Annotated in this window: 25 protein-coding genes; 14 read left to right on the top strand and 11 right to left on the bottom strand. The window is 76.6% G+C overall.

The annotated features are described in order from the left end of the window. Positions 1–291: 291 nt before the first annotated feature. Entirely contained in the window at positions 292–795 is a 504-nt protein-coding gene (locus ACI78V_RS19430) for a PH domain-containing protein (protein ID WP_456853722.1), read from the bottom strand. A 40-nt stretch (positions 796–835) separates the two neighbouring features. Here ACI78V_RS19430 and ACI78V_RS19425 point away from each other — a divergent pair, with 40 nt between their 5' ends. The 4 genes from ACI78V_RS19425 (at position 836) to ACI78V_RS19410 (ending at position 4839) form a co-directional block, all read left to right on the top strand. Next, the gene (locus ACI78V_RS19425) at positions 836–1393 is read left to right on the top strand and encodes a uridine kinase family protein (protein WP_456853720.1); all 558 of its coding nucleotides are present in this window, start codon (positions 836–838) and stop codon (positions 1391–1393) included. Between the two features lie 65 nt (positions 1394–1458). Then, entirely contained in the window at positions 1459–2190 is a 732-nt protein-coding gene (locus ACI78V_RS19420; RefSeq protein WP_456853718.1) for a GAF domain-containing protein, read from the top strand. Further along, entirely contained in the window at positions 2190–3653 is a 1464-nt protein-coding gene (locus ACI78V_RS19415) for a PP2C family protein-serine/threonine phosphatase (RefSeq protein WP_456853716.1), read from the top strand. Before ACI78V_RS19420 ends, ACI78V_RS19415 begins: the two co-directional genes overlap by 1 nt. Before the next feature lie 58 nt (positions 3654–3711). After that, positions 3712–4839 carry a uroporphyrinogen-III synthase gene (locus tag ACI78V_RS19410; protein WP_456853714.1) on the top strand — a complete coding sequence of 376 codons (1128 nt, stop codon included), beginning with the start codon at positions 3712–3714 and terminating at the stop codon, positions 4837–4839. A gap of 61 nt (positions 4840–4900) precedes the next feature. On the opposite strand, the gene ACI78V_RS19405 is transcribed toward ACI78V_RS19410, so the two are convergent. Beyond that, positions 4901–6301 carry a nitrate/nitrite transporter gene (locus ACI78V_RS19405; protein WP_456853712.1) on the bottom strand — a complete coding sequence of 467 codons (1401 nt, stop codon included), beginning with the start codon at positions 6299–6301 and terminating at the stop codon, positions 4901–4903. 147 nt (positions 6302–6448) lie between these two features. Here ACI78V_RS19405 and ACI78V_RS19400 point away from each other — a divergent pair, with 147 nt between their 5' ends. Then, the gene (locus tag ACI78V_RS19400; RefSeq protein ID WP_456853710.1) at positions 6449–7240 is read left to right on the top strand and encodes a hypothetical protein; all 792 of its coding nucleotides are present in this window, start codon (positions 6449–6451) and stop codon (positions 7238–7240) included. A gap of 53 nt (positions 7241–7293) precedes the next feature. After that, positions 7294–8271 carry a methyltransferase gene (locus ACI78V_RS19395; protein ID WP_456853708.1) on the top strand — a complete coding sequence of 326 codons (978 nt, stop codon included), beginning with the start codon at positions 7294–7296 and terminating at the stop codon, positions 8269–8271. 81 nt (positions 8272–8352) lie between these two features. Here ACI78V_RS19395 and ACI78V_RS19390 read toward each other — a convergent pair whose 3' ends face one another. Both ACI78V_RS19390 and ACI78V_RS19385 read right to left on the bottom strand, forming a co-directional pair. After that, positions 8353–8997 (bottom strand): class I SAM-dependent methyltransferase, encoded by a 645-nt coding sequence (locus ACI78V_RS19390; protein ID WP_456853706.1) that lies wholly within the window; start codon positions 8995–8997, stop codon positions 8353–8355. After that, positions 8994–9968 carry an NAD(P)/FAD-dependent oxidoreductase gene (locus ACI78V_RS19385; RefSeq protein ID WP_456853704.1) on the bottom strand — a complete coding sequence of 325 codons (975 nt, stop codon included), beginning with the start codon at positions 9966–9968 and terminating at the stop codon, positions 8994–8996. Before ACI78V_RS19385 ends, ACI78V_RS19390 begins: the two co-directional genes overlap by 4 nt. Before the next feature lie 50 nt (positions 9969–10018). Here ACI78V_RS19385 and ACI78V_RS19380 point away from each other — a divergent pair, with 50 nt between their 5' ends. From ACI78V_RS19380 to ACI78V_RS19365, 4 genes are all read left to right on the top strand, one after another. Then, a complete protein-coding gene (locus ACI78V_RS19380) occupies positions 10019–10612 on the top strand; it encodes a helix-turn-helix domain-containing protein (RefSeq protein WP_456853702.1) in 594 nt (197 codons plus the stop codon). A 132-nt stretch (positions 10613–10744) separates the two neighbouring features. Next, entirely contained in the window at positions 10745–11248 is a 504-nt protein-coding gene (locus ACI78V_RS19375) for a SigE family RNA polymerase sigma factor (protein WP_456853700.1), read from the top strand. Beyond that, a complete protein-coding gene (locus tag ACI78V_RS19370) occupies positions 11245–12708 on the top strand; it encodes a hypothetical protein (protein WP_456853698.1) in 1464 nt (487 codons plus the stop codon). The genes ACI78V_RS19375 and ACI78V_RS19370 overlap by 4 nt, the downstream gene beginning before the upstream one ends. Positions 12709–12729: 21 nt before the next feature. After that, on the top strand, positions 12730–13185 hold the full coding sequence (locus ACI78V_RS19365; protein ID WP_456853696.1) for a hypothetical protein: 456 nt from the start codon (positions 12730–12732) through the stop codon (positions 13183–13185). Positions 13186–13195: 10 nt separating this feature from the next. Here the strand turns inward: ACI78V_RS19365 and ACI78V_RS19360 are convergent, their stop codons facing one another. The 3 genes from ACI78V_RS19360 to ACI78V_RS19350 are packed head-to-tail and all read right to left on the bottom strand — an operon-like array spanning position 13196 to position 18728. Beyond that, positions 13196–13603, bottom strand: coding sequence for a Rieske (2Fe-2S) protein (locus tag ACI78V_RS19360; RefSeq protein ID WP_456853694.1), 408 nt, complete (start codon positions 13601–13603; stop codon positions 13196–13198). After that, positions 13600–16125, bottom strand: coding sequence for a nitrite reductase large subunit NirB (gene nirB, locus ACI78V_RS19355; protein ID WP_456853692.1), 2526 nt, complete (start codon positions 16123–16125; stop codon positions 13600–13602). Before nirB ends, ACI78V_RS19360 begins: the two co-directional genes overlap by 4 nt. After that, positions 16125–18728 (bottom strand): molybdopterin oxidoreductase family protein, encoded by a 2604-nt coding sequence (locus ACI78V_RS19350; RefSeq protein WP_456853690.1) that lies wholly within the window; start codon positions 18726–18728, stop codon positions 16125–16127. Before ACI78V_RS19350 ends, nirB begins: the two co-directional genes overlap by 1 nt. Positions 18729–18919: 191 nt before the next feature. On the opposite strand from ACI78V_RS19350, the gene ACI78V_RS19345 reads away from it, so the two are divergent. From ACI78V_RS19345 to ACI78V_RS19330, 4 genes are all read left to right on the top strand, one after another. Next, on the top strand, positions 18920–19852 hold the full coding sequence (locus ACI78V_RS19345; protein ID WP_456853688.1) for an alpha/beta hydrolase: 933 nt from the start codon (positions 18920–18922) through the stop codon (positions 19850–19852). Positions 19853–19924: 72 nt separating this feature from the next. After that, complete coding sequence (locus ACI78V_RS19340; protein ID WP_456853686.1) at positions 19925–20557, top strand: GNAT family N-acetyltransferase; 633 nt, start codon at positions 19925–19927, stop codon at positions 20555–20557. An 88-nt stretch (positions 20558–20645) separates the two neighbouring features. Then, positions 20646–20999 (top strand): YciI family protein, encoded by a 354-nt coding sequence (locus ACI78V_RS19335; protein ID WP_456853684.1) that lies wholly within the window; start codon positions 20646–20648, stop codon positions 20997–20999. Positions 21000–21007: 8 nt separating this feature from the next. Beyond that, positions 21008–22261: an RNA polymerase sigma factor gene (locus tag ACI78V_RS19330; protein ID WP_456853682.1), complete on the top strand. Its 1254-nt coding sequence runs from the start codon at positions 21008–21010 to the stop codon at positions 22259–22261. Here ACI78V_RS19330 and arfB read toward each other — a convergent pair. From arfB to ACI78V_RS19310, 4 genes are all read right to left on the bottom strand, one after another. Continuing rightward, the gene (arfB, locus tag ACI78V_RS19325; RefSeq protein WP_456853725.1) at positions 22233–22667 is read right to left on the bottom strand and encodes an alternative ribosome rescue aminoacyl-tRNA hydrolase ArfB; all 435 of its coding nucleotides are present in this window, start codon (positions 22665–22667) and stop codon (positions 22233–22235) included. The genes ACI78V_RS19330 and arfB overlap by 29 nt on opposite strands. Before the next feature lie 231 nt (positions 22668–22898). Further along, a complete protein-coding gene (gene yidD / locus ACI78V_RS19320) occupies positions 22899–23432 on the bottom strand; it encodes a membrane protein insertion efficiency factor YidD (RefSeq protein ID WP_456853680.1) in 534 nt (177 codons plus the stop codon). 60 nt (positions 23433–23492) lie between these two features. Further along, entirely contained in the window at positions 23493–24152 is a 660-nt protein-coding gene (locus ACI78V_RS19315; RefSeq protein ID WP_456853678.1) for a response regulator transcription factor, read from the bottom strand. Beyond that, positions 24140–25804 carry a sensor histidine kinase gene (locus ACI78V_RS19310; RefSeq protein WP_456853676.1) on the bottom strand — a complete coding sequence of 555 codons (1665 nt, stop codon included), beginning with the start codon at positions 25802–25804 and terminating at the stop codon, positions 24140–24142. Before ACI78V_RS19310 ends, ACI78V_RS19315 begins: the two co-directional genes overlap by 13 nt. Between the last annotated feature and the right edge of the window lie 233 nt (positions 25805–26037).

Here is a 26037-nt window from a genome sequence, read left to right as displayed (position 1 = left end):
GGCCCCCCGGGGGGTGGCTAGGGGGGGGGGTTGCGCGGTGGGGCGGGGCCGGGGGCGGCCAGGGGGTGGGGGGGGGGGGGGGGGCGCGCCCCCCGCGCCGCGGCGGACCGGCCAGGGCCGGTCTGCCGCGATCCGGGGACCTGGGCGCCTCGACGGCGCCAGGTGGGAGCGGGCTCCTCTTGGTCAGCGGCCCGGGGCGGGGCCGCTGGGTGGTTCGCGCGCCTCGGTGTAGCGGGGAGGCACGCCCATGCTACAGCGTCCGGAGCGGGCAGGTCATTCCCGGGGTGGCGGTCAGCCGCGCGGCGTCTGCGGGCGTTCCCGCGGGTCGTGCAGCAGGGGCGGGGGCGCCGGCTCCGCGGCCCGGGCGGCGGCCAGCAGCGCCCGCAGCCCCTCGACCGCGGTCGCGGCGCGCTCGCCGTCGGCGGCCTGCAGCGCCAGGACGGCGAACTCGTCGTCGTTGGTCAGCAGCAGGGTCGCCCACCTGAACCTCTTGTCGAAACGGACCGCCTGCACCGCCGTCCACGGCAGCTCCCGCCGGCCGAGCAGGTTGCGCACCCGGATGCCGGTGGCGTCGGCGTCCACCCGTGGGCGGCCCAGCGCCAGCACCCCGGCGCCCAGGACCAGTCCCAGGAGCACCACCGCGACCTGGTCGGCGGTCGTGTAGGTGACGACCCCGGAGGTGTCCTCGTGCAGCGTCAGCCCGACGTAGGCGAGGACGGCGGCCACCACGACGGCGACGGCGGCGCAGCACAGGCGCCAGCGGCGGGGCACGGCGGACACGGGAGTCGGGGGCACGCACCCATCCTCCCAGGCGCTGCTGGCAGAGTCCCCCGCCGTGGACCGCGCCGCCCTCGCCGCGCTGGTGCGCACCGCGGCCCCCCGGCTCGGCAGCACCCGGCTGGTCTGCGTGGACGGGCCGGCCGGCTCCGGCAAGACGACCCTCGCCGCCGGCCTGGCCGCCGAGCTCGGGGCCACCGTGGTCCACATGGACGACCTCTACGCCGGCTGGACCCTCACCGGCGCCTTCGCCCGCCTCGCCGCCGGCGTGCTGCGCCCGCTCGCCGCCGGCCGCGCCGGCGCCTACCACCGCTTCGACTGGACGGCGGGCCGCTTCGCCGCCGACCCGACCCCCGTGCCGCCCGGGGGCGTACTGGTGGTCGAGGGCTGCGGCAGCTGCCCGCGCGCCGCCGATCCCTGGACCGCGCTGCGGATCTGGGTGGAGGCGCCTCCGGAGGTGCGGCTGGCCCGGGGCCTGGCCCGGGACGGCACGGCACTGGAGCCGGAGTGGCGGCGCTGGCAGGTCACCGAGGCCGCTGCCTTCGCCGCGGAGGGCACCCGGGACCGTGCCGACGTCCGCGTCGACGGGACGACCGGGGCGGACCCGGGCGGCTAGGCTGGGCCCACGCCGTCACCCGTCCAGCAGCGGCGGGGTGTGCGGCCACCTCAGGACGGGGTGCCTTGCACCGAGACCGTGAACCGGATCTGCCCCTGACCGACGAGCTGTCGGCCGTGTTCGCCCGCATGTCCGGGCTGCTGCTGTCGGAGGAGACGGTCGCGACCGCGCTCGGCCTGGCCAGCTCGCTGGCGCTCGACACCGTCCCGGGGGCGGTCGGCGCCGGGGTCTCCGTCGTCGACGAGCGGGGGCGCCGCAGCTCGGGATCGACCGACGCCCGCGTGGAGCAGGCCGACGCGCTGCAGTACGTGTTGGACGAGGGCCCGTGCCTGGCCGCCGCGGCCGGCCGTCAGCTGGTCCGGGTCGACGACCTGGCCGCCGACCGGCGCTGGCCCCGCTGGGCGGCCGCGGTCGCGCCCCTGGGTCTGCGCGCGGCGATGAGCGCACCGCTGGTGGCCGGCGACACGTCGCTGGGGGCGCTCAAGGTCTACGCCGACCGGCCCGGGACCTTCGACGGGCACAGCGAGCGGCTGCTGTCGATGTTCTCCGCGCAGGCGGCCATCCTCGTCGCCAACGTGCAGACCCACGAGCGCGCCCGGCGGCTCAGCGAGGGGTTGCGATCGGCCATCGGCACGCGGGACACGGTCAGCATGGCCAAGGGCGTGCTCATGGCCCGGCACGGAGTCACCGAGGACGTCGCCTTCGGGATGTTGCTGGCCCGGGCCGGGGAGGAGGCCGGCGGCCTGCCGGACGTCGCCCGGACGGTGGTCGGCTCCGCGGTCCGCCGGCTCCGGTGATGACCGGTCCGGCGCCGGCCACGCCCGAGGAGGAGCAGCACCGGGCGCTGCGCGCGGCCTTCGAGAGCGCCGAACTGACGCTCGAGCAGCTGTGGACGCGGTACTTCGCCCTCGGCGGCACCGCCGACCTGTTCGAGCTGGAGGCCCAGCTCCAGAGCCTGGCACCCCTGCCGCCCGGCCAGCGCACCGTGCTGGCCCACGCCCTCAACGAACGCCTCGACGAGCTGTTCACCCAGCGGCGGGTCCCCTACAGCTCGCCCTTGCGGGCCCGCCGGCCGGCCAGCGGGCCGTTCGCGGCGCTGCTGCACCTGGTGGAGGCCGCCCACGCCGCACCGCCGGACCGGCTCCCTGCCCTGGTGGCGGCGGCCGGCGCCGCGATGGGCGTGGAGGTGACCGTCCACGTGGCGGACCACGAGGGGTGCCGGTTGCGGCCGCTGCACCCGCCGGGGACGCCGGACGGCGAGCCGGTCGGCGTCGACGGCACGATCCCGGGACGGGCCTTCCAGACGCTGCGCACGCTGCCGTCGGAGGCGGGCGGGACCCCGCGGCTGTGGGTCCCGGTCCTCGACGGCTCCGAGCGGATCGGCGTGCTGGAGGTCCGGGTCGGCACCGTCGGGGAGTTGTACGACCCGGCGCTGCGCGAGGAGTGCCGGTGGCTGGCCGGCATGGTCGGGCACCTGGTGGCCACGATGGGGCAGTACGGCGACGCGCTCGAACAGGCCCGCCGGACCCGGCCGCGCACCCCGTCGGCCGAGCTGCTGTGGCAGCAGCTGCCGCCGCTCACCGCCGCCAGCGACGCCTTCGTGCTCGCCGGCCTGGTGGAGCCGGCGTACGAGGCCGGCGGGGACGCCTTCGACTACTCGATCTCGGAGGCCACCATCTCGGTGGCGGTCTTCGACGCCATGGGGCACGGGCTCCCGGCCGGACTGCTCGCCGCCGCGGCCCTGGCCGCCTACCGCAGCGCCCGGCGGGACGGCCGCGGCATCTACGACCAGGCACGGGCCATCGACGAGGTGCTGGCGACGACCTTCTCGGGCAGCGCGTTCGCCACCGGGGTGCTCGCGGAGCTCGACGTCGGCACCGGGCGGCTGCGCTACGTCAACGCCGGACACCCGCCACCGCTGCTGCTGCGCTCGGGGAAGGTCGTCAAGCACCTCTCCGGCGGCCGGAGGGTGCCGTTCGGGCTGGGGACGGGGGTCCTCACCGTGGCCGACGAGTCGCTGCAGCCGGGGGACTGGCTGGCCCTGCACACCGACGGCGTCACCGAGGCGCGCGACGCGGCCGGCGAGTGGTTCGGCGAGGAGCGCCTCGCCCACCTCCTCATCCGGGAGGTGGCCGCCGACCAGCCACCGCCGGAGACGGCACGGCGGCTGGTGCACGCCGTCCTGGAGCACCAGCACGGGCTCCTGCAGGACGACGCCACCGTGCTGCTGGCCCGGTGGGTGCGCGGACCGTCGGACTGAGCGGGCCGTCGTCCGGGTGCGTCACATGCCCGCAACGCGGACGACGCACCATGGGGCGGTGACCGACAGCCAGACCGTGCCCGAGGCCCCCGGCGAGCTGCTGCCGCTGGCCGGCTACACCGTCGCGGTCACCGCCGCCCGCCGCCGGGAGGAGCTCGGCGCCCTGCTGGCCCGCCGCGGCGCCCGCGTCGTCTACGCCCCGGCGATCCGGATCGTCCCCCTGGCCGACGACACCGAGCTGGTGGCCGCCACCCGGCGGGTCCTGGAGCGGCCGGTGGACCTCGTCGTCGCCACGACCGGGGTGGGGTTCCGCGGCTGGCTGGAGGCGGCCGACGCCTGGGACCTCCCCCTGGTCGACCACCTGCGCGGCAGCCGGGTGCTCGCCCGCGGCCCCAAGGCCCGCGGCGCCATCCGGGGTGGCGGGCTGGTGGATGCCTGGTCACCGGCGTCGGAGTCGTCGGCGGAGGTGCTCGACCACCTGCTGTCGGGCGCGGAGGGTCCGCTGGCCGGCCGCCGGATCGCCGTCCAGCTGCACGGCGACCCCCTGCCCGACTTCGTCGAGGCGCTGCGGGACGCCGGCGCGGAGGTGCTGCCCGTGCCGGTCTACCGCTGGGTCCTGCCCGAGGACGTCGCCCCGGTGCGCCGGCTCGTCGCCGCGATCGTGGCCCGCGGGGTGGACGCGGTGACGTTCACCAGCGCCCCGGCCGCGGCCAGCCTGCTGACGGTCGCCGACGAGCTGGGTCGGCGCGAGGACCTGGTGGCCGCGCTCACCGGCGGCGTCCTGCCGGTGGCGGTGGGCCCGGTGACCGCGGCCCCGCTGGACGCGGCGGGCATCCCCTCGGTCCAGCCGGAGCGGTCCCGGCTGGGGGCGCTGGCCCGCGAGGTCGTGGCCCGGCTGCCCGAGCGGGACCCGGTGCTGCGGGTGGGCGGGCACGACCTACAGGTACGTGGCCACGCCGCGGTCGTCGACGGGCGGGTGGTGGAGCTGGCGCCCGGGCCGATGGCGGTGCTGCGCGCGCTCGCCACGCGCCCGGGGACGGTGCTGTCGCGTCCGGAGCTGGTGCAGGGCCTGCCCGGGGGCGGGGACGGGCACGCGGTGGAGATGGCGGTGACCCGGCTGCGGGCCGCGCTGGGCGCTCCGCTGGTGGAGACCGTCGTCAAGCGCGGTTACCGGCTCCACGTCTGACCGTCCACACCCGCGGAACCCCCCCGGGGCGGAGCCGCGGATGTGCACGGGTGGGGTGCGCTCAGACGCCGGCCATGCGGGCCTGGGGGCGCAGGTACACCACCCAGGTCACGACCAGGCAGGCGACGTAGAAGGCGATGAAGACCAGGTAGGCCGAGTCCCCGGTGCCCGTGGTGAGGAAGGACTGGCGGAAGGCCAGGTTGACCAGCACCCCGCCGAAGGCGCCGACCGCGCCGGCGATGCCGATCAGCGCGCCGGACATCCGCAGCGCGTGCCGGTCGGCGGTCGCGGAGTCGACGCCGGCGGCCACCTGTTCCTGCGCCTGGGTGCGGAAGATCGCCGGGATCATCTTGTAGGTCGAGCCGTTGCCGATCCCGCTGAGCACGAACAGCGCCACGAAGCCGACGACGAACAACGGCAGGGAGCCCAGCCGGCTCGCCGTCCACACGGTCGCTGCGCCGGCCGCCATGGCCACGAAGGTCCAGAACGTGATGCGGGCGCCCCCGAAGCGGTCGGCCAGCGACCCGCCGAGCGGGCGGATCAGCGAGCCCAGCAGGGGCCCCAGCCAGGTCAGCGACGCGGCCGCCAGCGGGGTGGCGAAGGAGCCGGTGAACTGGTTCTGCAGCACCTGCCCGAAGGCGAACCCGAAGCCGATGAACGAGCCGAAGGTGCCGATGTAGAGGAACGCCATGATCCAGGTGTGCTGCTCGCGGGTCGCCTCCCGCATGGCCCGTGGCTGGTTGCGCGCCGTCGTCAGGTTGTCCATGAGCAGCGCCGCACCGACGGCCGCGGCGACGATCAGCGGGATGTAGACCAGCAGCACCAGCCGCGGGTGCTCCACCCCGGCCGTGGCCAGCACCAGCAGGCCGACGAGCTGGACCACCGGGACGCCGAGGTTGCCGCCCCCGGCGTTGAGGCCCAGCGCCCAGCCCTTGAGCCGGTCGGGGTAGAAGGCGTTGATGTTGGCCATCGAGCTGGCGAAGTTGCCCCCGCCGACGCCGGCCAGGCAGCTGACCACCAGCAGCGTGGAGTACGAGACGCCGGGCTCGAGGACGACGGCGGTGGCGATCGTCGGGACGAGCAGCAGCGAGGCGCTGATGATCGTCCAGTTGCGGCCGCCGAAGGTGGCCACGGCGAAGGTGTAGGGCAGCCGCACGAACGCGCCGAGCGCCGTCGGCAGAGAGGTCAGCAGGAACTTGCCGGCCGGGTCGATGCCGTAGACGGCCTCGGGCAGGAAGAGCACGAGCACCGACCACAGGCTCCAGACGGAGAAGCCCACGTGCTCGGAGAAGACGGAGAAGAACAGGTTGCGGCGGGCGACCCGCTTGCCGGTGGACTCCCAGAAGGCGGGGTCCTCGGGGCGCCAGTCGTCGATCCAGCGCCCAGACGAGCGCGGCGGGGCGGTGACCGGCGCGGTCGCCGGCGAGGCGGTGGACGGCGTCGTGGAGGCGGGGGCGGCCATGACACCGAACGCTGACCGACCGTCGTTCCCCGGCGGTTGCCGCCGGGATGAACCCGTGTTCCGTTGTGCTCACCGTCGCTGACCCGCTGTGGTGAGGCCGGGGGGCAGCGGGTGCACGGGCGGCCCCGGACCGGAGAGGATCCCCGCGTGACCGCCACCGAGGACTCCCCCGCCACCGGCCGCGCGCTGCTCGAGGCCGGCGCCGTGGTCGCCGGTTCGATGAGCCGGGCCGCCGCCGCGGTGGTGTTCCCCGGCGGCGATCCGGCCCCGGCCGTGCGCCTGGACGAGCCGCTGGCCCGCTGTCTGCGGACGGCGGCCGAGGAGGCCACCGCGCTGCCGCTGCCCCGCGAGCGCGCCCGGGCCGGCGCCGTCCTCGCCTTCGCCGTGGAGCACGCCGCGTCCCTGGCCCGCACCGGGCGCCCGCTGCGGGGCGACGGCTTCTTCACCCCGCGCTCCGGTGGCCGGTCGGCCGCCGACGAGCTGACCGAGGCCGTCGTCACCGCCGCCCGCGTGTCGGTCGAGGAGCGGCGGGTGCGCCACCTCGGCTACCTGCTGGCCGAGGTGGCCGCCTCCCCGGACCTGGACGCCGCGCTGGTCGACCGGGCGCTACGGGTGGCCGCCGGACTGTCCTGGCGGCAGCTGGCGCTGCTGGCCGGGGTCGGCCGCCGGGATCGAGTGCCGCTGCCGATGACCCCCCTGGTCGACGATCCCCGGGCGTGGAGCGCCTGGGGCGCCCGCGAGGACGTCGCCGACCTCCAGCGCGCCGGCCTGCTCGACCCGCCGCCGGCCCAGCCCCGCCCCGGCGGCGCGGCCCTCCCCCGGCTGCGCCCGGCCGACCTGCGGCTCACCCGGCGCGGCGTGCTCGCACACCGGCTCCTGGCCCTGGGCTTCATCCGGGACGACGAGGTCGCCGCCGCCCTCGCCGAGCTGCAGCCCTAGGGGGCCTCGACGCTCGTTGTCGGGCGCCCGGCTGCCATGCCAGCATGGTCGCCGTGCCCGGCTCCGCAGCCGACCGGCTGGCCCGGCTGGCCGACGGCTACCTGGTCACCCAGCTGCTGCACGTGGCGATCGCCCTGGGCCTCCCGGACGCGCTGGCCGGCGGGCCGCGCAGCGCCGACGACCTCACCGCCGAGCTGGGCGCCGTGCCGGGACCCCTGCGCCGGGTGCTGCGGGGACTGGCCGCCGAGGAGGTCCTCGACGAGCTGCCCGACGGCCGGTTCGCCCTCGCGGCGACGGGCGAGCTGCTGCGGGCGGGGGCACCCGGGTCGATGCGCGGCGCCGTGGCCGCGCGCGGCGAGCTCTACTACCGGGCGGCGGCCGGACTGCTCGAGGCGGTCCGCACGGGCGACACCCCCTTCGACGTCGTGCACGGCCGGCCGTTCTTCGACCACCTCGCCGCGGCGCCGGAACGGCAGGCCGCCTTCCGGGCCTCGATGGCCGACCGCTCCGCGCGCGAGGCGGGCGCGGTGGTCGCCGCCTACGACATGACCCGCTTCACCTCCGTGGTCGACGTCGGGGGCGGCAGCGGGACGCTGCTGCGCGCGGTCCTCGGGCGCGTGCCGTCGGCCGACGTCGTCCTGTTCGACCAGCCCGGCGTCGTGGCCGGCTCGGACCTGCCCGCGGTCGGCGGCGACTTCTTCACCGCGGTGCCCGGGGGCGCCGACGCCTACCTGCTGTCCCGGGTCCTGCACGACTGGGACGACGGCGACGCGGTGCGGGTGCTGCGGAGCTGCCGTGCGGCGATGCGGCCGGACTCCGTCCTGCTCGTGGTGGAGGCGGTGCTCCCCCGGCGCGCCGTGGAGGACCCGGCGGCGGTGCGGATGGACCTGCACATGCTGGTCCTGCTGCACGGCCGGGAGCGCAGCGCCGCCGAGTACGCGGCCCTGCTGGAGGAGGCGGACCTGCGCCTCGCGTCCGACGTCCCCACCGCGGCCGGGGTCCACGTGCTGGAGGCCCGCCCCGCGGGGTGACCGCGCCCGCCCGTCGGTCGGCCCCGGACCACCGCGCGCCTCACCGCCCGCCCGTCGGTCGGACCCGGGCCACCACGCGCCTCACCGGCGGCGCGCCACGAGCACGGTGTCCGGCGCCGGGTTGCCCGTCCGCGCGACCGCCGCCGGGTCACGGTCCCGGGTCTCGGCGACGACGTCCCGCCACTGCGCGGGGTCGAGGACCGCCGCGACCTCCTCCGCGGTGTACAGCAGGTCCGGGTCGTGACCGGGGGTGCCCGGGTGCTCGTGGTGGTGCCCTCCACGGGGGTGGTCCCCGCCGAGCAGGTGACCGACGACGAGCAGGGTCCCGCCCGGCGCGACCGCCCCGGCGAGCCGCGCGAACAGCGCCGGGCGGTCGGCTCCGCGCGAGTGCAGGTAGTGCGCCGTCACGAGGTCGGCGCCGCCCGCCGCCGGCGTCCACGCGTCCAGGTCGGCGTGCAGCCACGTGATGCGGTCGTCGAGCCCGCGGGCACGGGCGTGTGCGGCCGCGCGCTCCAGCGCGACGGCGGAGAAGTCCACCGCGGTCACGCGCCAGCCCCGCTCCGCCAGCCACAGGGCATCGGCCCCCTCACCGCACCCGGCGTCCAGGGCCGTGCCGGGCGGTAGGACGCTCCCCTCGACGACGAGCTGCCGGTTCGGGCGGCCGCTCCACACCGCCGGGACCGACCGGTAGAGCTCGTCGTAGGACCCGCGGTCGACCGCCCTCATGCCGCCACGCCCCGGCGGGCGGCGACGGCGAGGCGGACGTCCTCGGCGATCAGGTCGGCGTTGACCGCGGCTCCGGCGTCGACCCCGCTGGCGGCGGAGGAGACCACCTTCGCGTGCAGGTCGGCGACGTTGCCCGCCACCCACAGGCCGGGCACGGCGGTGGCACCCGTCGGGCCCGCCGGGATGCGGCTGCCGACGACGTGGCCGTCCACCTCCAGCGGCTCCGCGACCAGCCCGAGCGGCGCGAGCAGGTCGGCCCGCGCGGTGAACCGCGGTGCCACGACGAGCGCCGTCCGCGGGACCACCTCACCGGAGGCGAGCCGCACGCCGGCCATCCGTCCCCCGGTCCGGTCGAGCGCGCTGACCTCGCCCTCGACGACGCGCACCCCGCGGGCGGCCAGCTGCTCACGCTCGTCTGCCGTGGGTTCCGGCGCCCGGTGCAGGAAGAGGACGACGTCGTCGCTCCACTGCCGCCACATCAACGCCTGGTGCACGGCCATCGGCCCGTCGCCCAGCACGCCCAGCGCCTGGTCGCGCACCTCCCAGCCGTGGCAGTAGGGGCAGTGCAGCACGTCGCTCCCCCACAGCTGCGCGACACCGGGGACGTCGGGCAGCTCGTCGACCAGACCGGTGGCCACGAGCACCCGGCGGCCTGCGACCGCGGTGCCGTCGTCCAGGAGGACGCGGAAGCCGCCGTCCCGCCGCTCGATCGCGGTGGCCGCACGGGGCACCACCGTGCCGCCGTAGGCCTCGACCTCCGCCCGGCCGGCGGCGAGGAGCTCGGTGGGCGGGGTGTCCTCCCGGGTCAGGTAGTTGTGCACGCCCTCGGCCGGCGCGTTGCGCGGCTGCCCTGCGTCCACCACCAGGACGGTGCGGCGCGCGCGCAGCAGGGCCACGGCCCCGGCCAGGCCGGCGGCTCCGCCACCGACCACCACGACGTCGACCTGCGTCTTCCACGTTGTCGGAGTCATGCCGACACGGTCCCCGCCTCCTCGCCAGTACGACAAGTACCGTTGCCGGTATGGCAAAGACGGACGAGCCCGCGGTCGACGACGTCCTGGAGTCGGTCGGCCCGCGGCTGCGCGCGCTGCGGACCGACCGCGACCTGACGCTGGCGGCGGTGTCGGCCACGACCGGGGTGTCGGTCAGCACGCTGTCCCGGCTGGAGTCCGGGCAGCGCCGGCCGACGCTGGAGCTGCTGCTCCCCCTGGCCCGGGCCTACCAGGTGGCGCTCGACGACCTGGTGGACGCACCGCCGACGGGTGACCCGCGCGTGCACCAGAGCCCGTTCGTGCACGAGGGCGTGACGATGGTGCCGCTGACCCGCCAGAGCGGGGGGCTGCAGGCCTACAAGCAGACGTTCCCCCCGCGCTCGCGTTCCCGGGACATGGAGCAGAAGACGCACGAGGGTTACGAGTGGCTCTACGTGCTGTCCGGCCGCCTGCGGCTGCTCCTCGGCGCGCGCGACTTCGTGCTCTCCGCCGGTGAGGTGGTGGAGTTCGACACCCGGGTGCCCCACGCGTTCGGCAACCCGTTCCCGGAGCCGGCCGAGGTGCTCACGCTGTTCGGGCCGCAGGGCGAGCGCATGCACGTCCGGGCCCGGCCCCGGCGGTGACCCCTCCCGGCCGGCGACGAGGGCCGCCCGTGGTCGCCGTCCCTGCGGTCGTGACGCGACCGTGACGCGCGGGTGTGGGTCTGCGGCGAGGGTGGGCGCGTGGAAGGGGCAGGACGGTCGGAGGGGGTGGGCGTGCGCGACGAGGACGGCCGCGGGTTCGCGGAGTTCGTGTCCCGGGAGCAGGCCGCCCTGTTGCGCCTGGCCGTGCTCCTGACCGGTGACCGCGGACATGCGGAGGACCTCGTGCAGACGGCGCTGCTGAAGACCTACCGGCACTGGCCCCGGGTCGCCCGCTCCGGGCCGCCGTCGGCGTACGTGCGCCGGGTGCTGGTCAACGCGCACACCAGCTGGCGGCGCCGGCTCTCGACCACCGAGCAGGTGGTCGAGGCGGTGCCCGACCGCGCCGGACCCGCGGCGGCCGACCCCGACGAGGAGTTGCGCGGCGCGCTGCGCGAGCTGCCGGTCCGCATGCGGACGGCGGTGGTGCTGCGCTACTTCGAGGACCTCTCCGAGCAGCAGGCCGCCGAGCTCATGGGCTCCTCCCCCAGCACGGTGAACACCCAGACCGCCCGCGGACTGGCCCGGCTGCGCACCGCGCTGACCCCCTTGACCCCGGCCCGGCAGGAGGAGCGGTGAGCGGCGAGGAGCCCGGGCTGCGCGAGGGCCTGCACCGGCTGGCCGACGCGACCGCACCCCCGCCGCGCGCCGACCTGGCCGGGACGATCGCCGGCCGGCACCGGGCGCGACGTCGCCGGCACGCGGCCCTGGCGGCGGTGGCGGTCGTCGTCGCGGGGGTCGTCGTGGTGGTCCCCGGACTGCTGCGCGGGCCGGGTCCGGCGCCGACCGCCACGCCGGCGACCGGGGCCGGCGAGCCGGCCATCGGCACGGACACCCCGGCCACGGTGGCGACGGCCGACGTCTACGCGGCACCGACGCGCGGCTCACTGGCCGGCGACGCCGCCTTCGTCGACGGCGTCCGGCAGCTGCCGTGGACCAGCGGCGACGGCGCCGGCGTCCCGGACCCGCCGCCGGCCGAGCGGCACGTCGTCTTCGCCGGGGACGTGCCCGGCGGGCGGTGGGCGCTGGTGGCGGGCAGGAACGCCGTCGTCCCGGCGGTCGAGGCCCCCGAGCTGCAGACCGACCTGGGCCCGCCCGGCGACGTGGCGATCGCCTGGTTCGTCGGCCCGCCCGGCGCCACCCCTGCGCAGATGGAGCTGCAGAGCGCGCCCTACGGGACCGATCCGTGGTCGCCGGCGGCGCTGTCGGACACGGCGACCGGAGCGCTCGTGGTGGTCGCCGCACCGGGCGACGCGATCGAGGTCTCCCTGCGTCCGGAGATCGCCGCGGACGGGACGGCGTCCCGCTCGTGGACGGCCGTCGCGGCTCCCGGCGGGGTGGCGGTGCTGGACGTCGGGCGGCGGGACGCCACGGTCGACCAGGCGCTGCGCTACCGCGTCACCCGCGCCGGGCAGACGGTGGTGCGGAGCCCGGACGGGTACGCGGACCCGGCCCGCACCGCACCGGAGGTGGAGCCGGGGTGGTTGCGCGAGCCCCCGCCCTCCGCGCCCGCCGACGAGCTGGTCGACGCCGAGGTGGCCGACGTCCTCTCCCGCACGGGCCTGCCGGCCGCCGAGGTGCGGTTCGGGGTCCTCTGGGCCGGGGACGTGTCCGCCGCCGACGGCCGGACCGGACGGGTGACGCTGCTGACCGCCACCCTGCCGTCGGGCGCGGTGTACGTCTCCGCGCTCGCCGGTGTCGCGTTCGCCGACGGCTCCCGGGGCGGGACGGTCTGCGGCTCGGCGGTGCTGCCCGGCAGCACCTCTCTGCCCGAGGCCACGGTCGCCGTCCGCTGTCACCTGCCGACGGCCGACGGGGTCCCCGCGGGCCCCGGCACCCTCGTGGTGGTCGGTCCGGAGCGGGCGGTCACCGCTGCCCTGCTCGCCACCGGCGGGCAACCGCTCGGCGAGGTCGCCCTGGTCGGCGGGATCGCGGTCACGTCCGCTCCCGAGCGCGTGGCGGAGGTCCGGACCCGGGACGCCGAGGGCCGGACCGTCGACCGGGTGCGCCTGCTCGGCGTCGCGGAGCTGGAGGGCTGAGGTGACCGTCGAGCCGGCGCCGTGACCACCCGGCCCGCGCGTACCCGGGCTGCGGCCGCACGGCCGGCCGTCGCGGGGCTCGCCCGACCGGCCGCGGTCGCCGTCGTCCTGCTGACCACCGCCTGCGACCCCGGGGTCGGCCGGGCCTGCCCGGCGATCGACTGGGGACGCACCCTGGTGGTGTCGCTGGCGGCGGACTGGCCGACCGGCGAGAGCCGGTCGGTGCACGTCGCGTGCGACTCCCCCTGCGGGCTGCCGGCGAGCGGCGGTGAGCCGGCCGGGGAGCTCACCGCCCCGCTGGAGGGGCCCGTCGCGCGGCTGTACCCCCTGGGGCTGCCCGGCTCCGTCGTCGTCACCGTCGTGGGCCCGGCCGGTCCGGAGGCACAGGTCGAGGCGGACCTGGACTGGCGTCGGGTGGGCGGTGACGAGGAGTGCGGCGGCCCGGTGCGCGCCGAGGTGACCGTGCCGCCCCCCTGACGAGTGCCTCTCAGACCTCCACGACCAGGTCGCCGTCGGCGTCGTGGACCGGGTACACCCGGACCGGCGCCGCCCCGGACGTCGCGGCGCCGTCGGACCACCGGTAGGCGTACAGGTGCAGCGGGCAGACGAGCACGTCGACGTCGGTCTGCCCGTCGGCCAGGGGGCCGCCGGCGTGCGGGCAGGCCGCCTGGGTGGCGTGCAGGGAGCCGTCGCGCAGGCGGAAGACCGCGACCTGCACGTCGCCGGCGACGAACGCCCGCCCCTCGCCGAGCGGGACGTCGGTCACCCGCCCCACGGTGTACGCGACGCCCCGGACCGCCGCGGCGGGGGCGGGGCCGGGAACCGCGGTGGCCGGGCTGCCCGTGTCGGTGCCGGGTGTGGTCGGCCGGGCCGCCTCCAGGTGGGGCGCACTCATCGGACGGGCACCTTCGGCAGCGCGACGAGCGGGAGGGCGGGCCGGAACTGGCCGGGCGTGGCCGGTTCGCCGCCGTCCTGCCCCCACGGGTCACGGTAGGCGTCGACCGACCGCTGCATGGCGGCGTCCAGGTCGGCGACGATGCCCTCGCTGTCCTCCAGCAGCACCGCCTTGAGCCGCTCCAGGCCGACGCGCGGCACGAAGTCGTAGGTGCGCTCCAGCCAGTTGGCGTTCTCGCGGTAGTACTGCAGGAACCGGCCGGCGAGGGTGAGCACGGCCTCCGGGGAGTCGACGGTGGCCAGCAGGTCGCCCTTGCGGACGCTGGCCCCGGCGGCGCCGCCGACGTACACCTCCCACCTGCCGTTGCCGACGGCGACGACGCCGAGGTCCTTCACGTAGGCCTCGGCGCAGTTGCGCGGGCACCCGACGACGGCGAGCTTCATCTTCGCGGGGCCCTCGATGCCCTGGAACCGCGTCTCCAGGTCGATGCCGAGCTGGGTGGAGTCGCCCAGCCCGAAGCGGCAGAAGTCGCTGCCCACGCAGGTCTTCACGGTGCGGAAGCTCTTGCCGTACGCGTAGCCGCTGGGCATGCCCAGGTCGGCCCACATCGCCGGCAGGTCCTCCTTGCGGACGCCGAGCAGGTCGATCCGCTGGCCTCCGGTCACCTTCACCATCGGCACCTCGTACTTCTCGGCGACGTCGGCGATCCGGCGCAGCTGGGCCGGGGTGGTCACCCCGCCCTTCATCTGCGGGACGACGGAGAAGGTGCCGTCGCGCTGGATGTTGGCGTGCACCCGGTCGTTGATGAACTCGCCGTCCTTCTCCGGGACGAAGTCCGCGCCCCAGAGCATCTTGAGCAGCGAGGTCAGGCCCATCTTCGACTTCGCGTCCTCCTTGCCGCCGGGTGCCAGCGCGGCGAAGACGGCGGAGACGCTGCGCAGGTCCTGCTCGCGGATCGCCGCCACCAGCTCGGGCTTGCCCATGGGGATGCCGGGGACGTACCAGGAGGCCGAGACGTCCTCGGCCAGGTCGCCGTCGGCGGCCCACTCCACGACCTGCTTGACCAGGGACCTGCACGACCCGCAGCCCTTGCCGGCGCGGGTGCGGTCCATGATCCCGCCGAGCGCGGTGCACCCGTCGGCGACGACGTCGCAGATCGCCTGCTTGGTGACGCCGTTGCAGTTGCACACCTGGGAGTCACCCGGCATCTCGGCGACGCCGACCTCCTCGGCGCCGTCGGAGAGGTCGACCAGCAGCCGGATCCGCTCCTCCGGCAGCGGCGCGCCGCGGTCGAAGGCCTGGGTGAGGAAGGCGACCTTGCGGGTGTCACCGAGCAGCGTGGCCCCGACCAGCTTGTCGTCGCGGATGACCACCGACAGGTGCACCCCGCGCCTGGGCTCGGAGATCACCAGGAGCTCGTCCTCGTCCCGCTCCGGGGTGCTGATCCCCATGGTGGCGACGTCGACGCCGGCCACCTTGAGCTTGGTCGCCGTCCGGCTGCCGTGGTACTCCGCGTCCGGGTCGCTGCCGGTCAGGACGTCGGCGAGCACCTTCGCGTGCTCCCACGCCGGCGCGACCAGGCCGTACACCTCGCCGCGGTGCTGGGCGCACTCCCCGATGGCGTACACGTCGGGATCCTCGGTGCGCAGCTGGTCGTCGACGACGATGCCGCGCTGGACCTCCAGCCCCGAGCGGACCGCGAGGTCGGTGTTGGGCCGGACACCGGCGGCGACGACGAGCAGGTCGCAGTCCAGCCGGCGACCGTCCTTGAGCAGCACGCCCTCCACGTGCCCCTCGCCGAGGACCTCGGTGGCCAGCACGTCGAGGTGCACGGCGATGCCCAGGGACTCCACGCTGCGCTCGAGGACCGCCCCGGCCTCCCGGGACAGCTGGGCGTTCATCAGCCACGGCATGGCGTGCACCAGCTCGACGTGCAGCCCGTGGCCCTGCAGGGCGCGCGCCGCCTCCAGCCCGAGCAGCCCGCCGCCCATGACCACCGCGCGCCGGCAGCGGCCGACCGCGTCGAGCATCGCGCGGGTCTCGTCGATGGTCCGGAAGCCGTACACGCCGGGCAGCAGCGAGCCGTCGTCCGTGCGGACCCCGGCCATGGGCGGGATGAACGAGCTGCTCCCGGTGGCCAGCACCAGGTGGTCGTAGGCGGTGACGGTGCCGTCGGAGGCGTGCACCGCCTTGGCCGCGGTGTCGATGCGCTCCACCCGGACGCCGGCGCGCAGGGTGACGCCGTTGTCGGCGTACCAGTCGTGGCTGTTGAGGACGATGTCGTCCTCGCGCGACTCCCCGGCCAGCACCGGCGAGAGCATGATCCGGTTGTAGTTGCCGTGCGGCTCCTCGCCGAGGACGGTGATCCGGAACTGGTCCCCGCCGCCGCGCTCGAGCACCTCCTCGACGAACCGGGCGCCGGCCATGCCGTTGCCCACCACCACCAGCGAGGGGCGCTGGTCGGGGTCGTCGAGCCGGAGCGTGGTCAGCCCTCCCGGCCGGCCTCCGAGGACGGCGGCCATCAGACCTCCACCAGCCCGAGGTCGACGACGAGCTCGCCGGTGACGCCGATCGGCGCGGCCGCGTGCAGCTCCACCAGGGTCCCGCCGGGCAGGTCCTCGACCACCCGCAGCGGCACGTGCACGTCGCCCTTCGCCCCGATGGGGAACCAGCGCATCGGGACGCCGTCGCGCAGGAGCAGCGCGTAGACCAGGTGGTCGGTGGAGTTGCCGCCGCGGAAGTACAGCGCCTGGGCGCTGGCCCCGCTCGGCACGGCGTAGCGCAGCGCGGGGTCGACCGGGCCGGGCTTGTCCAGGCCCTCCCCGGTGATCGGGTAGACGCCTTGCAGGAAGCGTGGGGTGCTCTTCACGCGGGGGGTCCTCCTCCTGGACGGGGTCCGTGGCTCGGGGGTCGAGGGCAGTCGGTGAGGCCGGGGTCCGGGCTGGGTGGCGGGGTCGGGAGCGGGCAGCCGCTCGCCGGGGCGGTCGACGCGGGTCACGGCGACCGCGCAGACCTTGAAGGCGGGCATCCCGCTGGTGGGGTCGACGGCGTCGGCGTCGGTGAGTGCGTTGGCCGCCGAGGCGCCGCCCCAGTGGAAGGGCGCGAAGACGACGTCGGGCCGGATGTCGTCGGTCACGTGCGCCGAGAAGCGGGCGCGGCCACGGCGGGTGGCGAGCTCGACGACGTCGTCGGGGCCGATGCCGAGGGTGCGGGCGAGATCGGGGTGCAGCTGGGCGCGTGGGAGGGGCGCGATGAGCTGCAGGCTGCGGGTGCGGCGGGTCTGGGTGCCCGACTGGTACTGCGCGAGCACCCGGCCGGTGGTGAGCACGTACGGGTACTCGGCGTCGGGCCGCTCGCGGGCCTCGACGTGCTCGACCCGCCGGAACCGGGCGCGGCCGTCGGGGGTGGCGAAGCGCTCGGTGAACAGCCGCGGGGTGCCGGGGTGCGGCCGCCCGCCGTCCGCCGGTGCCGGGCAGGGCCAGAAGACGCCCTGCTCCTCGTCGATGCGCCGGTAGCTGATGCCCGCGTAGTCGGCCGGTCCCCCGGCGCTGGCCCGGCGCAGCTCCTCGAACACCGTCTCGGGGTCGCCGCTGAACAGGTGCCCGACGCCGAGCCGCGCGGCCAGCTCGGCGAGCAGCTGGAGGTCGTCGCGGACCCCGTCGGGCGGGTCCAGCGCCCGCCGGCGGCGGATCACCCGCCCCTCGACGTTGGTCATCGTGCCGTCCTCCTCGGCCCACATGGCGCTGGGCAGGACGACGTCGGCGAGCTCGGCGGTCTCGGAGAGGAAGAAGTCGCTGACGGCGAGGAAGTCCAGGTCGCCCAGCCGGCTCACGACCCGCCGGGCGTCGGGCGCGGAGACGGCCACGTTGGAGGCGAGCACGAGCAGGGTCCGGACGCCGTCGTCGGTGCCGAGCGCGTCGAGCAGCTCGACGGCGCCCGGGCCGGGCCCGGGGATGTCGTGCGGGTCGACGCCCCACACCGCGGCGACGTGGTCCCGGGCGGCGGGGTCGGTGATCTTCCGGTAGCCGGGCAGCTGGTCGGCCTTCTGGCCGTGCTCGCGGCCGCCCTGCCCGTTGCCCTGGCCGGTGACGGTCGCCCAGCCGCTGCCCTCCCGGCCGGGCAGGCCGAGGGCCAGCGCCAGGTTGATCCACGCCTGTGCGGTGTCGGTGCCGCTGCGGTGCTGCTCGGCGCCACGGGCGGTGAGGACGATCGCCCGCTCGGCGCGGGCCAGGGCGAGGACGGTGCGCCGCTGGTCGGCGACGGGGACCCCGGTCAGCCGCTCCACCCGGTCCGGCCAGTAGGCCGCGACCCCCTCCCGGACCTGCTCGAAGCCCGTGGTGCGGGCCGCGATGTAGTCGGCGTCGACCAGGCCCTCGGCGATCGCGACGTGCAGCAGCCCGTTGGCCAGCGCCAGGTCGGTGCCGGGCAGCGGCTGCAGGTGCAGGGCCGCGTTGCGGGCGGTGGCGGTGCGGCGGGGGTCGACGACGACGTGCTGGGCACCGCGGGCGCGGCCCTCGTCGAGGTACTGCACGGCCGGCGGCATCGTGTCGGCCGGGTTGGCGCCGACGAGGACGACGACGTCGGCGGCGGCGAGGTCGCTCAGCGGGAACGGCATGCCGCGGTCGAGGCCGAAGGCGTGGTTGGCCGCCCCCGCCGCCGAGGACATGCAGAAGCGGCCGTTGTAGTCGATCCGTGAGGTGCGCAGCGCGACCCGGGCGAACTTGCCGAACTGGTAGGCCTGCTCGTTGGTCAGCCCGCCCCCGCCGAAGCAGCCGACGGCGTCGCGGCCGTGCACCGCCTGCGTGCGCTCGACGGCCGCGACCAGCCGGTCCAGGGCGTCGTCCCACGTCGACTCGACCAGCGGGCTGGTGCGGTCGCCGGGCACGGCCCGCACCAGTGGGCGGGTCAGCCGCTCCGGGTGGTCGAGCAGCTCGGTCGCCGACCAGCCCTTGGAGCACAACCCGCCCCGGTTGGTCGGGAAGTCGGCGGGCTGGAGGGTGGCCGGGCGGTCGCCGGCGGTCATGGTGATGCCGCACTGCAGGGAGCAGTACGGGCAGTGGGTGGCGGTGGCGCGGGTGCGCGGGCCGACCCCGGCCAGGGCTCCGGGGAGGGCGGTGGCGGTCACGGCACCGAGCGTCGTCGGCGCCGGTTTCCCGATCGCGGCATCGACGTCAAGCCTGCGTTCCGGGCGCCTCACCGCCGTCCCGGGGCGGTTGTGCGCCCAGATCTTCCGGCCGGTTCCGGGTGTGACCTAGGTTACGAGGCCCCGACGCCGGATGGCCCCGGCGTCGTCATCCGCAGACCGCAGGAGGAACCGTGCCGCTGCACCCACAGACCGCTGGACTGCTCGCCGCGATGGACGCGCAGGGCGCGCCGGACTTCGCCGAGCTGTCGGTGTCCCAGGCCCGCGAGGTCGCGGGCACGTTCAAGGCACTCCAGGGCCCGCTGGTGCAGATGGCCTCCGTCCGCGACCGCACGGTCCCCGGGCCGGCCGGTGCGCTGCCGATCCGCATCTACACGCCGAACGGCGCACCGCGCGGCGTGCTCGTCTACTTCCACGGCGGCGGCTGGGTGATCGGCAACATCGAGATCGCCGACGCGCCCTGCCGGGCGCTGGCCGACGCAGCCGGCTGCGTCGTGGTCTCGGCCCAGTACCGGCTGGCGCCCGAGTCGGCCTACCCCGCCGCACCGGAGGACTGCTACGCGGTCACCCAGTGGGTGGCCGAGCACCAGGCCGAGCTGGTCGCGGAACCGGCGGGGATCGTGGTGGCCGGCGACAGCGCGGGCGGGAACCTGGCCGCGGCGGTCGCCCTCATGGCGCGCGACCGGGGCGGCCCGGAGATCGCCTTCCAGGCGCTGATCTACCCGGCCACCGACCTCAACAGCTTCGAGACCGACTCCTACCGGCAGAACGCCGAGGGCTACCTGCTGACGGCGAGCTCCATGCGCTGGTTCCGCGACCACTACTTCATCGACGAGGCCCAGGCCAAGGAGCCCTACGCCTCCCCCGCCCTGGCCGACGACCACTCCGGGCTGCCGCCGGCGTTCATCGCCGTCGCCGAGTTCGACCCGCTGCGCGACGACGGCATCCGCTACGCCAAGCTGCTGGAGGACGCCGGCGTCCCGGCCACGCTCAAGCGCTACGACGGCCAGATCCACGGCATCTTCTGGCTCACCGAGGCGTGCAGCGAGGGTTTCCAGCCGCTGCTGGCCGACCTCGCCAAGGCCGTCAAGGGCGCGCTGGAGTGACCGCGTGCCCCGCCGGTCGCGGCCCGGTGCCCGACCGGCGGGGCCCGCACCGCGGGGTGGTGGGATGGGCGGGTGAGTGAGCCCACCGTCCGGATCGGGGCCCCGTCGGTGCGGCCCGCCGAGCAGCGCGACGTCCCCCGGATCGCCGCGACGCTGACCGTGGCGCTGGCCGACTCGCGGTGGACCCGCTGGGCGCTGCCCGAGGACGGGCGGATGCAGCGGCTGACCCGGCTGCACGAGCTCGACGCCGGCCACCGCGCGGTGGCCACCGGCACCGGCTGGGTCACCGAGGACGTCACCGCGGTGGCCACCTGGGAGGCCCCGCCCGGCGCGCCCGGCACCACACCGCTGCCGGCCGACGTCTCCGCCGCACTGGCCCGCGAGCTGCCCTACCTGGCCGGCCCGCACGCCGGCCGCGTCGCCCGCACCCGGGCACTGGTGGACGCCGCCCGACCGGCACAGCCGCACTGGTGGCTGGCCCACCTGGGCACCCGGCCCAGCAGCCGGCGCCAGGGCATGGCCACCGCCCTGCTGCGCCCCGTGCTGGACCGCTGCGACGCCGACGGGCTGCTGGCCGCGACGGCGGTCTACACGTGGGCCGCCGCCCGGTTCCTGCGCGGCTCCGGATTCGAGGTGGACCGGGCGATGCACACCGCGGACGACGAGCTGCCGCTGTGGCTGCTGGTGCGCCGGCCGCGCGACTGATCTCCTCGGCTGTCGATCCGGGCCGCGCCCGTTCGTACAGGGGGTGAGCGGACGGCGAGGGGCCGGCCGCCGACCGAGGAGGACGACGATGGCGCAGTACCTGCTCACGATCTACCAGCCCGACGGCGAGGTGCCCCCGCCCGAGGTGCTGGAGCCGATCATGCGCGACCTCGACACGGTCAACCGCGAGATGCGGGAGGCGGGCGCCTGGGTCTTCGCCGGTGGCCTGCACCCGCCGGAGACCGCGACGGTGCTCCGGGCCGAGGGCGAGGAGGTGCTGCTGACCGACGGCCCCTACGTGGAGGCCAAGGAGCACGTCGGCGGGTTCACCGTCGTCGAGGCGCCGGACCTGGACGCCGCGCTCGAGTGGGGCCGCAGGCTCGCCCGGGCGGTCACCCTGCCGATCGAGGTGCGACCGCTGCAGGGCGCGCCGAGCTGCTGACCGACGCGGTGACCGATCCGTCCACCGCGCAGGTCGAGCGGGTCTTCCGCGAGTCCTACGGCCGCGCGGTCGCCGTCCTGACCCGCCTCCTCGGGGACATCGACGCCGCCGAGGAGGCGGTGCAGGACGCCTTCACCACCGCGGTCGCGCGCTGGCCGGCCGAGGGGGTGCCGCCCAGCCCCGCCGGGTGGATCGTCACCACCGCCCGCAACCGGGCCGTCGACCGGCTCCGCCGCGAGGCCACGCGGGACGACCGGCACCGCGCCGCGGCCCTGCTCCACGACCCCGGCCCACCGCCCGAGGAGGGCGCCGTGCGCGACGACCGGCTGCGCATGCTCTTCACCTGCTGCCACCCGGCCCTGGCCCCCGCCGCCCGGGTGGCGCTGACGCTGCGGCTGGTCGGCGGGCTGACCACGGCCGAGATCGCCCGTGCGTTCCTGGTGCCCGAGGCGACGATGGCCCAGCGCCTGGTGCGGGCCAAGCGGAAGATCCGCGACGCCCGGATCCCCTACCGGGTGCCGGCCGAGGCCGACCTCCCCGAGCGGCTGCGCGGTGTCCTGGCCGTGGTCGCGCTGATCGCCACCGAGGGGCACACCGCGACCTCCGGGGACCACCTGACGCGGCCCGACCTGTCGGCGGAGGCCGTCCGCCTGGCCCGGGAGCTCGCCGAGCTGGTGCCCGGCGAGCCGGAGGTGCTCGGCCTGCTGGCACTGGTGCTGCTCGTCGAGTCCCGTCGCGCGGCACGGACCACGCCGGACGGCGACCTCGTGCCGCTGCCCGAGCAGGACCGCCGGCTGTGGGACGCCGCGATGGTCGCCGAGGGGCAGGCGCTGGTGCGGCAGTGCCTGCGCCGGAACGCCCCCGGCCCGTACCAGCTGCAGGCGGCGATCCAGGCGGTGCACAGCGACGCGGCCACCGCGCCGGACACCGACTGGCGACAGGTGCTGGCCCTGTACGACCGGTTGCTGGCGATGGCGCCCTCGCCGGTGGTGGCGCTGAACCGGGCCGTGGCGGTGGCCGAGGTGGCGGGGCCGGCGGCGGGCCTGGCCGAGGTCGAGGCGCTGGACCTGCCGCACTCCCACCTGCTGCCGGCCGTCCGCGCCGATCTGCTCCGGCGGCTGGGGCGGACGGCCGAGGCGGCCGCCGCCTACGCCGAGGCCGTCGCGCTGACCGGCAACGCCGCCGAACGGGCGTTCCTGCAGCGACGGCGGGCGGCGCTGGAGCGGACCGACCCTAGTCCCAGGAGCGGCGCTGCTTCTTGAGCTCGCCGCGCTGCTTCTTGGCCTGGATCCGCCGCTCCTGGGAGCCCCGGGTCGGCTTGGTGCGCCGCCGGGCCGGCGGTGGTGGGGCCAGCGCGGCGCGCAGCACGGCCGCGAGCCGTTCGCGGGCGGCCTGCCGGTTGCGCAGCTGCTGGCGGTGTTCGCTCGCGACCACGGTGAGGACGCCGTCCACCAGGCGGGCGCCCAGCCGCGCGGCCAGCCGCTGCCGCTGGGTCCCGCTCAGCCCGGGCAGCTCCAGCGGGGCGACCGAGAGCTCCACCCGCGAGTCGGCCGTGTTGACCCCCTGCCCGCCGGGGCCCGACGAGCGGGAGAACCGCCAGCCCAGCGCGGCCGCGGGCACGACGAGGGAGCCGGTGACCGGGAGGTCTCCGGCGGCGTCGTCGAGCATCGGCACGCGCCCAGTCTGGCCCAACTCACCGCCCGCCCGGGCCGCACGGCCCCGGCGGGTGCCGGGCTGCCCCGGCGTGACCGGCGCGCCGGCAGGCGACCGCGCCCCCGGACCGGGACCGGTGGGCGCAGCACCGTCGTGCTGACCGGGGCCGCCGCCGTCGTCGGCGCCCTCCCCTGGGCTCCCCTCGGTTCCCGGGCGGGCAGGTCGCCGGCGTCCCTGATCCGCCGCTCAGGCGGCGGCCGGCACCGGGTCCTGCCCGCCGGGCACCCCGGGGCGGCAGCGCAGCAGCCGGCGCACGGCCAGCCACGAGCCGCGGCCGGCGCCGTGCTGCTCCAGCGCCTCGACGGCGTAGGCCGAGCAGGTCGGCTCGAACCGGCAGGACGGCGGGCGCCTCGGGCTGATCTCCCGCTGGTAGACGCGGACGGCGGCGACCAGCCGGTCCCGGATGCGGGTGCCCCGCCGTCCGGTGCCGGCCGCGTGCACGTGCCGGACGGTCGTGGGCACCAGGAACAGCCCGTCGATGCCGCAGCCGACGGCGTTGGCCAGGCAGCAGCCGGTGTTGAGGAACAGCAGGTCACGCAGGCAGGAGTCGTTGCCGCCGCGGTACCCCCGCCCGTACCCGGGCGGCGGCGGGCCGTAGCCGCGCCCGTACCGGGGGCCGTACCCGCGCCCGTATCCGGGGCCGTACCCCGGGCCCATGCCGCGGTACCCGCGCCGCGGGCGCCGTCGCGGACCCCAGCCACTGCTCCAGATGAAGACCATCATCCGATCTTGCGGGCGGCGGCCGCGTCCCGCAGACCGGGGACCGGGTGCCCCGGGTCCTCAGGTCGGGTGCCCGAGGTAGGCGAGTACCGCGAGCACGCGTCGGTTCTGGTCGCTGTCGGCGCCGGAGCCGGTCAGGCCCAGCTTGCTGAACACGGCCGCGACGTAGGTCTCCACCGTCTTGCCGGAGACGAACAGGGCCCGTCCGATGCCTGCGTTGGACAGTCCCTGTGCCATCAGCTGCAGCACCTCCCGTTCTCTCGCGGTCAGCGACGAGAGCTGGCCGGCCGTCTGGTTGCGGCGGATCAGGGTCGCGACGATCTCCGAGTCCAGTGCCGTCCGTCCGGTCGCTGTCCGGCGCAGGGCGGCGACGAGCTCGGAGACGTCGTCCACGCGGTCCTTGAGCAGGTAGCCCACGCCTCCGGCGCTGCAGTGCAGCAGCCTCTCGGCACACGCGACGTCGGCGTAGGTGGAGAGCAGGAGGGCCCCGACCCGGGGCCAGCGACGGCGGATCTCCTCGGCGGCACGGACCCCCTCGTCGGAGTAGGAGGGGGGCATCCGGACGTCGACGACGCAAGCGTCCGGGCGGAGGCGCTCGGTCGCCTGCAGGAGCCCCGGCACGTCCCCGACGTCAGCGGGCACCTCGATGCCCACCGCCTCGAGGAGCAGGCGCAGGCCTCGCCGGAAGATGCCCGAGTCGTCCGCGATCACCACCCGCACGGCACGACCACCTCCACGCGGGTCCCGGCGCCCGGCGGGGACTCCACCCGGAAGTCACCGCCGAGGGCGGCCACCCGGTCGGCCAGCCCGGCCAACCCACCGCCCTGCGTCGGCTCCGCCCCGCCCCGGCCGTCGTCCTCGATGCTCAGCCGCACCGCGTCGTCGGTGACCCGCAGCCGCACGTCGACGTGGCCGCCCGCGCTGTGCCGGACGGCGTTGGTGACCGCCTCCGCCGCGACGAACCAGAGCGTGGACTCCACGGGTGCGGGCAGGCGGATCGACCGGAGCACCTCGGGGACGTCGACGTCCACCGGGACCGGCGAGCTCTCGGCCAGTGACGGGAGGGCGTGGGCGAGGCCGCCCTCGCTCAGGAGAGCGGGGTGGATGCCCCGGGCCAGCCGTCGCAGCTCGCCCAGTGCGGTGGACAGCTGGGTCCTGGCCTCTGCCAGCGCCCGGTCACGGTCGTGGGGCGCCGGCAGGAGCTGCGCCCGGGCGAGTGTCGCAGCCACGGCGAGCAGCTGTTGCTGGGCGCCGTCGTGCAGATCGCGTTCCAGACGCTGCCGGGAGCGGACCCCGGCCTCGACGATCCGGGCGCGGGATCGGCGGACCTCCTCGAGGCTGGTCCACAACGACGTCTGCAGCCGGACGTTCTCCAGGGCCAGGGCCGCGCCGGCCAGGACCACGCGCACCTGTGCGGGATCGCCGGCGGCGACCGCGTCCAGTTCCACCGCCGCGATGGCGGTCCCGTCCGCCGCCGGCAGCACGTGCACGAGTCGGCCGGGAGGAGGGTGGTCCACCGGCACGGTGGCCTCCGGGTCGGTCACGTCGACGAACCGCTGGCCCGCCGGGCCGCCGGCCAGGCCCAGCCGCAACGACGGGTCGTCCAGGGCGTGGGCCACGGACGACCGGATGCGCACCGGATCACTGCCCGCCCGCAGGAGGTCCTCGACCATGGCACGCTGCCGGGCACGGCGGCGCAGCGCCTCGAGCAGCAGCCCGGCCGGTGCCACCGCGAGACAGACCAGGTTGAGCACCCTGGCCGTCCCGTGGAGCACCTCCACGACGCCACCCCACTCGGCCACGGGGAAGGCGACCAACCGGAGCGCGAGGGTGCCGCAGAGCGCGAGGCCGACCAGGGCCACGGAGCGCACCGCCAGTCGCTCGGGCGGTCCCGCGTCGCGCCAGCGTTGCACCAGGGCGACGCAGGCCAGGGCGGGCAGGACGGGAGCGGCGAGGAACAGGATGCCGTCCACGACGATCCCCCAGGCCCCCGTGGGGAGGTCCGTGGGCCACAGCAGCCGGGCGACGGTCCAGGCCACGAGGAACTCGCCGGTGACCGCGGCCAGCAGCCAGGCGTGCCACCGCCGAGCCACCCGGCGTCCGGGGTAGGTGAGCAGCACCGCGGCCAGTGGCGGCAGCGCCCACCACGCCGTCACCTCGGCGACAGCGTCGGCGGCGCCGCCGAAGGCCGACGCGCTGTCGCTGAGCGACAGGGAGACGGCCGCGACGTAGAGCAGCGCCCCCGTCCGGGCCTGCTCCTCCTCGTGCCGGAGCAGGAACGCCGTGGCGACCAGCACCAGCGACGCGGTCATGACCAGTACCGACAGGGCGCTGCCGCGCAGCATCGCAGCCGCGCCCACGGACACCGCCACGGCCGACACGCACCCCGCACGCGCGACCTCGCCGGCGCGAGAGGCCGACGCGGCAGGCGCGGCGCGTCCGGGATCCTCCCCCGCACGCCCGAAGGTCATGACGCCGTCCGTTCCCTGCCGCGCGGTCGCCGGGGCCGACTGGCGGTCATCCGGCTCCGCCGCGATGATCGCGCGCCGCCCCGGAACGGTGGAAGTGGTGCAGCCGCCGGGGTGCCCCGGGGGTCCCGGAGCAC

Source organism: Geodermatophilus sp. SYSU D00742 (genome assembly GCF_054049935.1).
Note: the sequence above shows the minus strand (reverse complement) of the source record. Positions and strands in the feature narration are given on the sequence as shown.

Coding starts and splice junctions, on each gene's coding strand:
- ACI78V_RS19415 (WP_456853716.1), top strand. CDS start 2,190: ATGACCGGTCCGGCGCCGGCCACGCCCGAGGAGGAGCAGCACCGGGCG.
- ACI78V_RS19405 (WP_456853712.1), bottom strand. CDS start 6,301: ATGGCCGCCCCCGCCTCCACGACGCCGTCCACCGCCTCGCCGGCGACC.
- ACI78V_RS19390 (WP_456853706.1), bottom strand. CDS start 8,997: ATGAGGGCGGTCGACCGCGGGTCCTACGACGAGCTCTACCGGTCGGTC.
- ACI78V_RS19385 (WP_456853704.1), bottom strand. CDS start 9,968: ATGACTCCGACAACGTGGAAGACGCAGGTCGACGTCGTGGTGGTCGGT.
- ACI78V_RS19380 (WP_456853702.1), top strand. CDS start 10,019: ATGGCAAAGACGGACGAGCCCGCGGTCGACGACGTCCTGGAGTCGGTC.
- ACI78V_RS19360 (WP_456853694.1), bottom strand. CDS start 13,603: ATGAGTGCGCCCCACCTGGAGGCGGCCCGGCCGACCACACCCGGCACC.
- nirB (WP_456853692.1), bottom strand. CDS start 16,125: ATGGCCGCCGTCCTCGGAGGCCGGCCGGGAGGGCTGACCACGCTCCGG.
- ACI78V_RS19335 (WP_456853684.1), top strand. CDS start 20,646: ATGGCGCAGTACCTGCTCACGATCTACCAGCCCGACGGCGAGGTGCCC.
- arfB (WP_456853725.1), bottom strand. CDS start 22,667: ATGCTCGACGACGCCGCCGGAGACCTCCCGGTCACCGGCTCCCTCGTC.
- yidD (WP_456853680.1), bottom strand. CDS start 23,432: ATGGTCTTCATCTGGAGCAGTGGCTGGGGTCCGCGACGGCGCCCGCGG.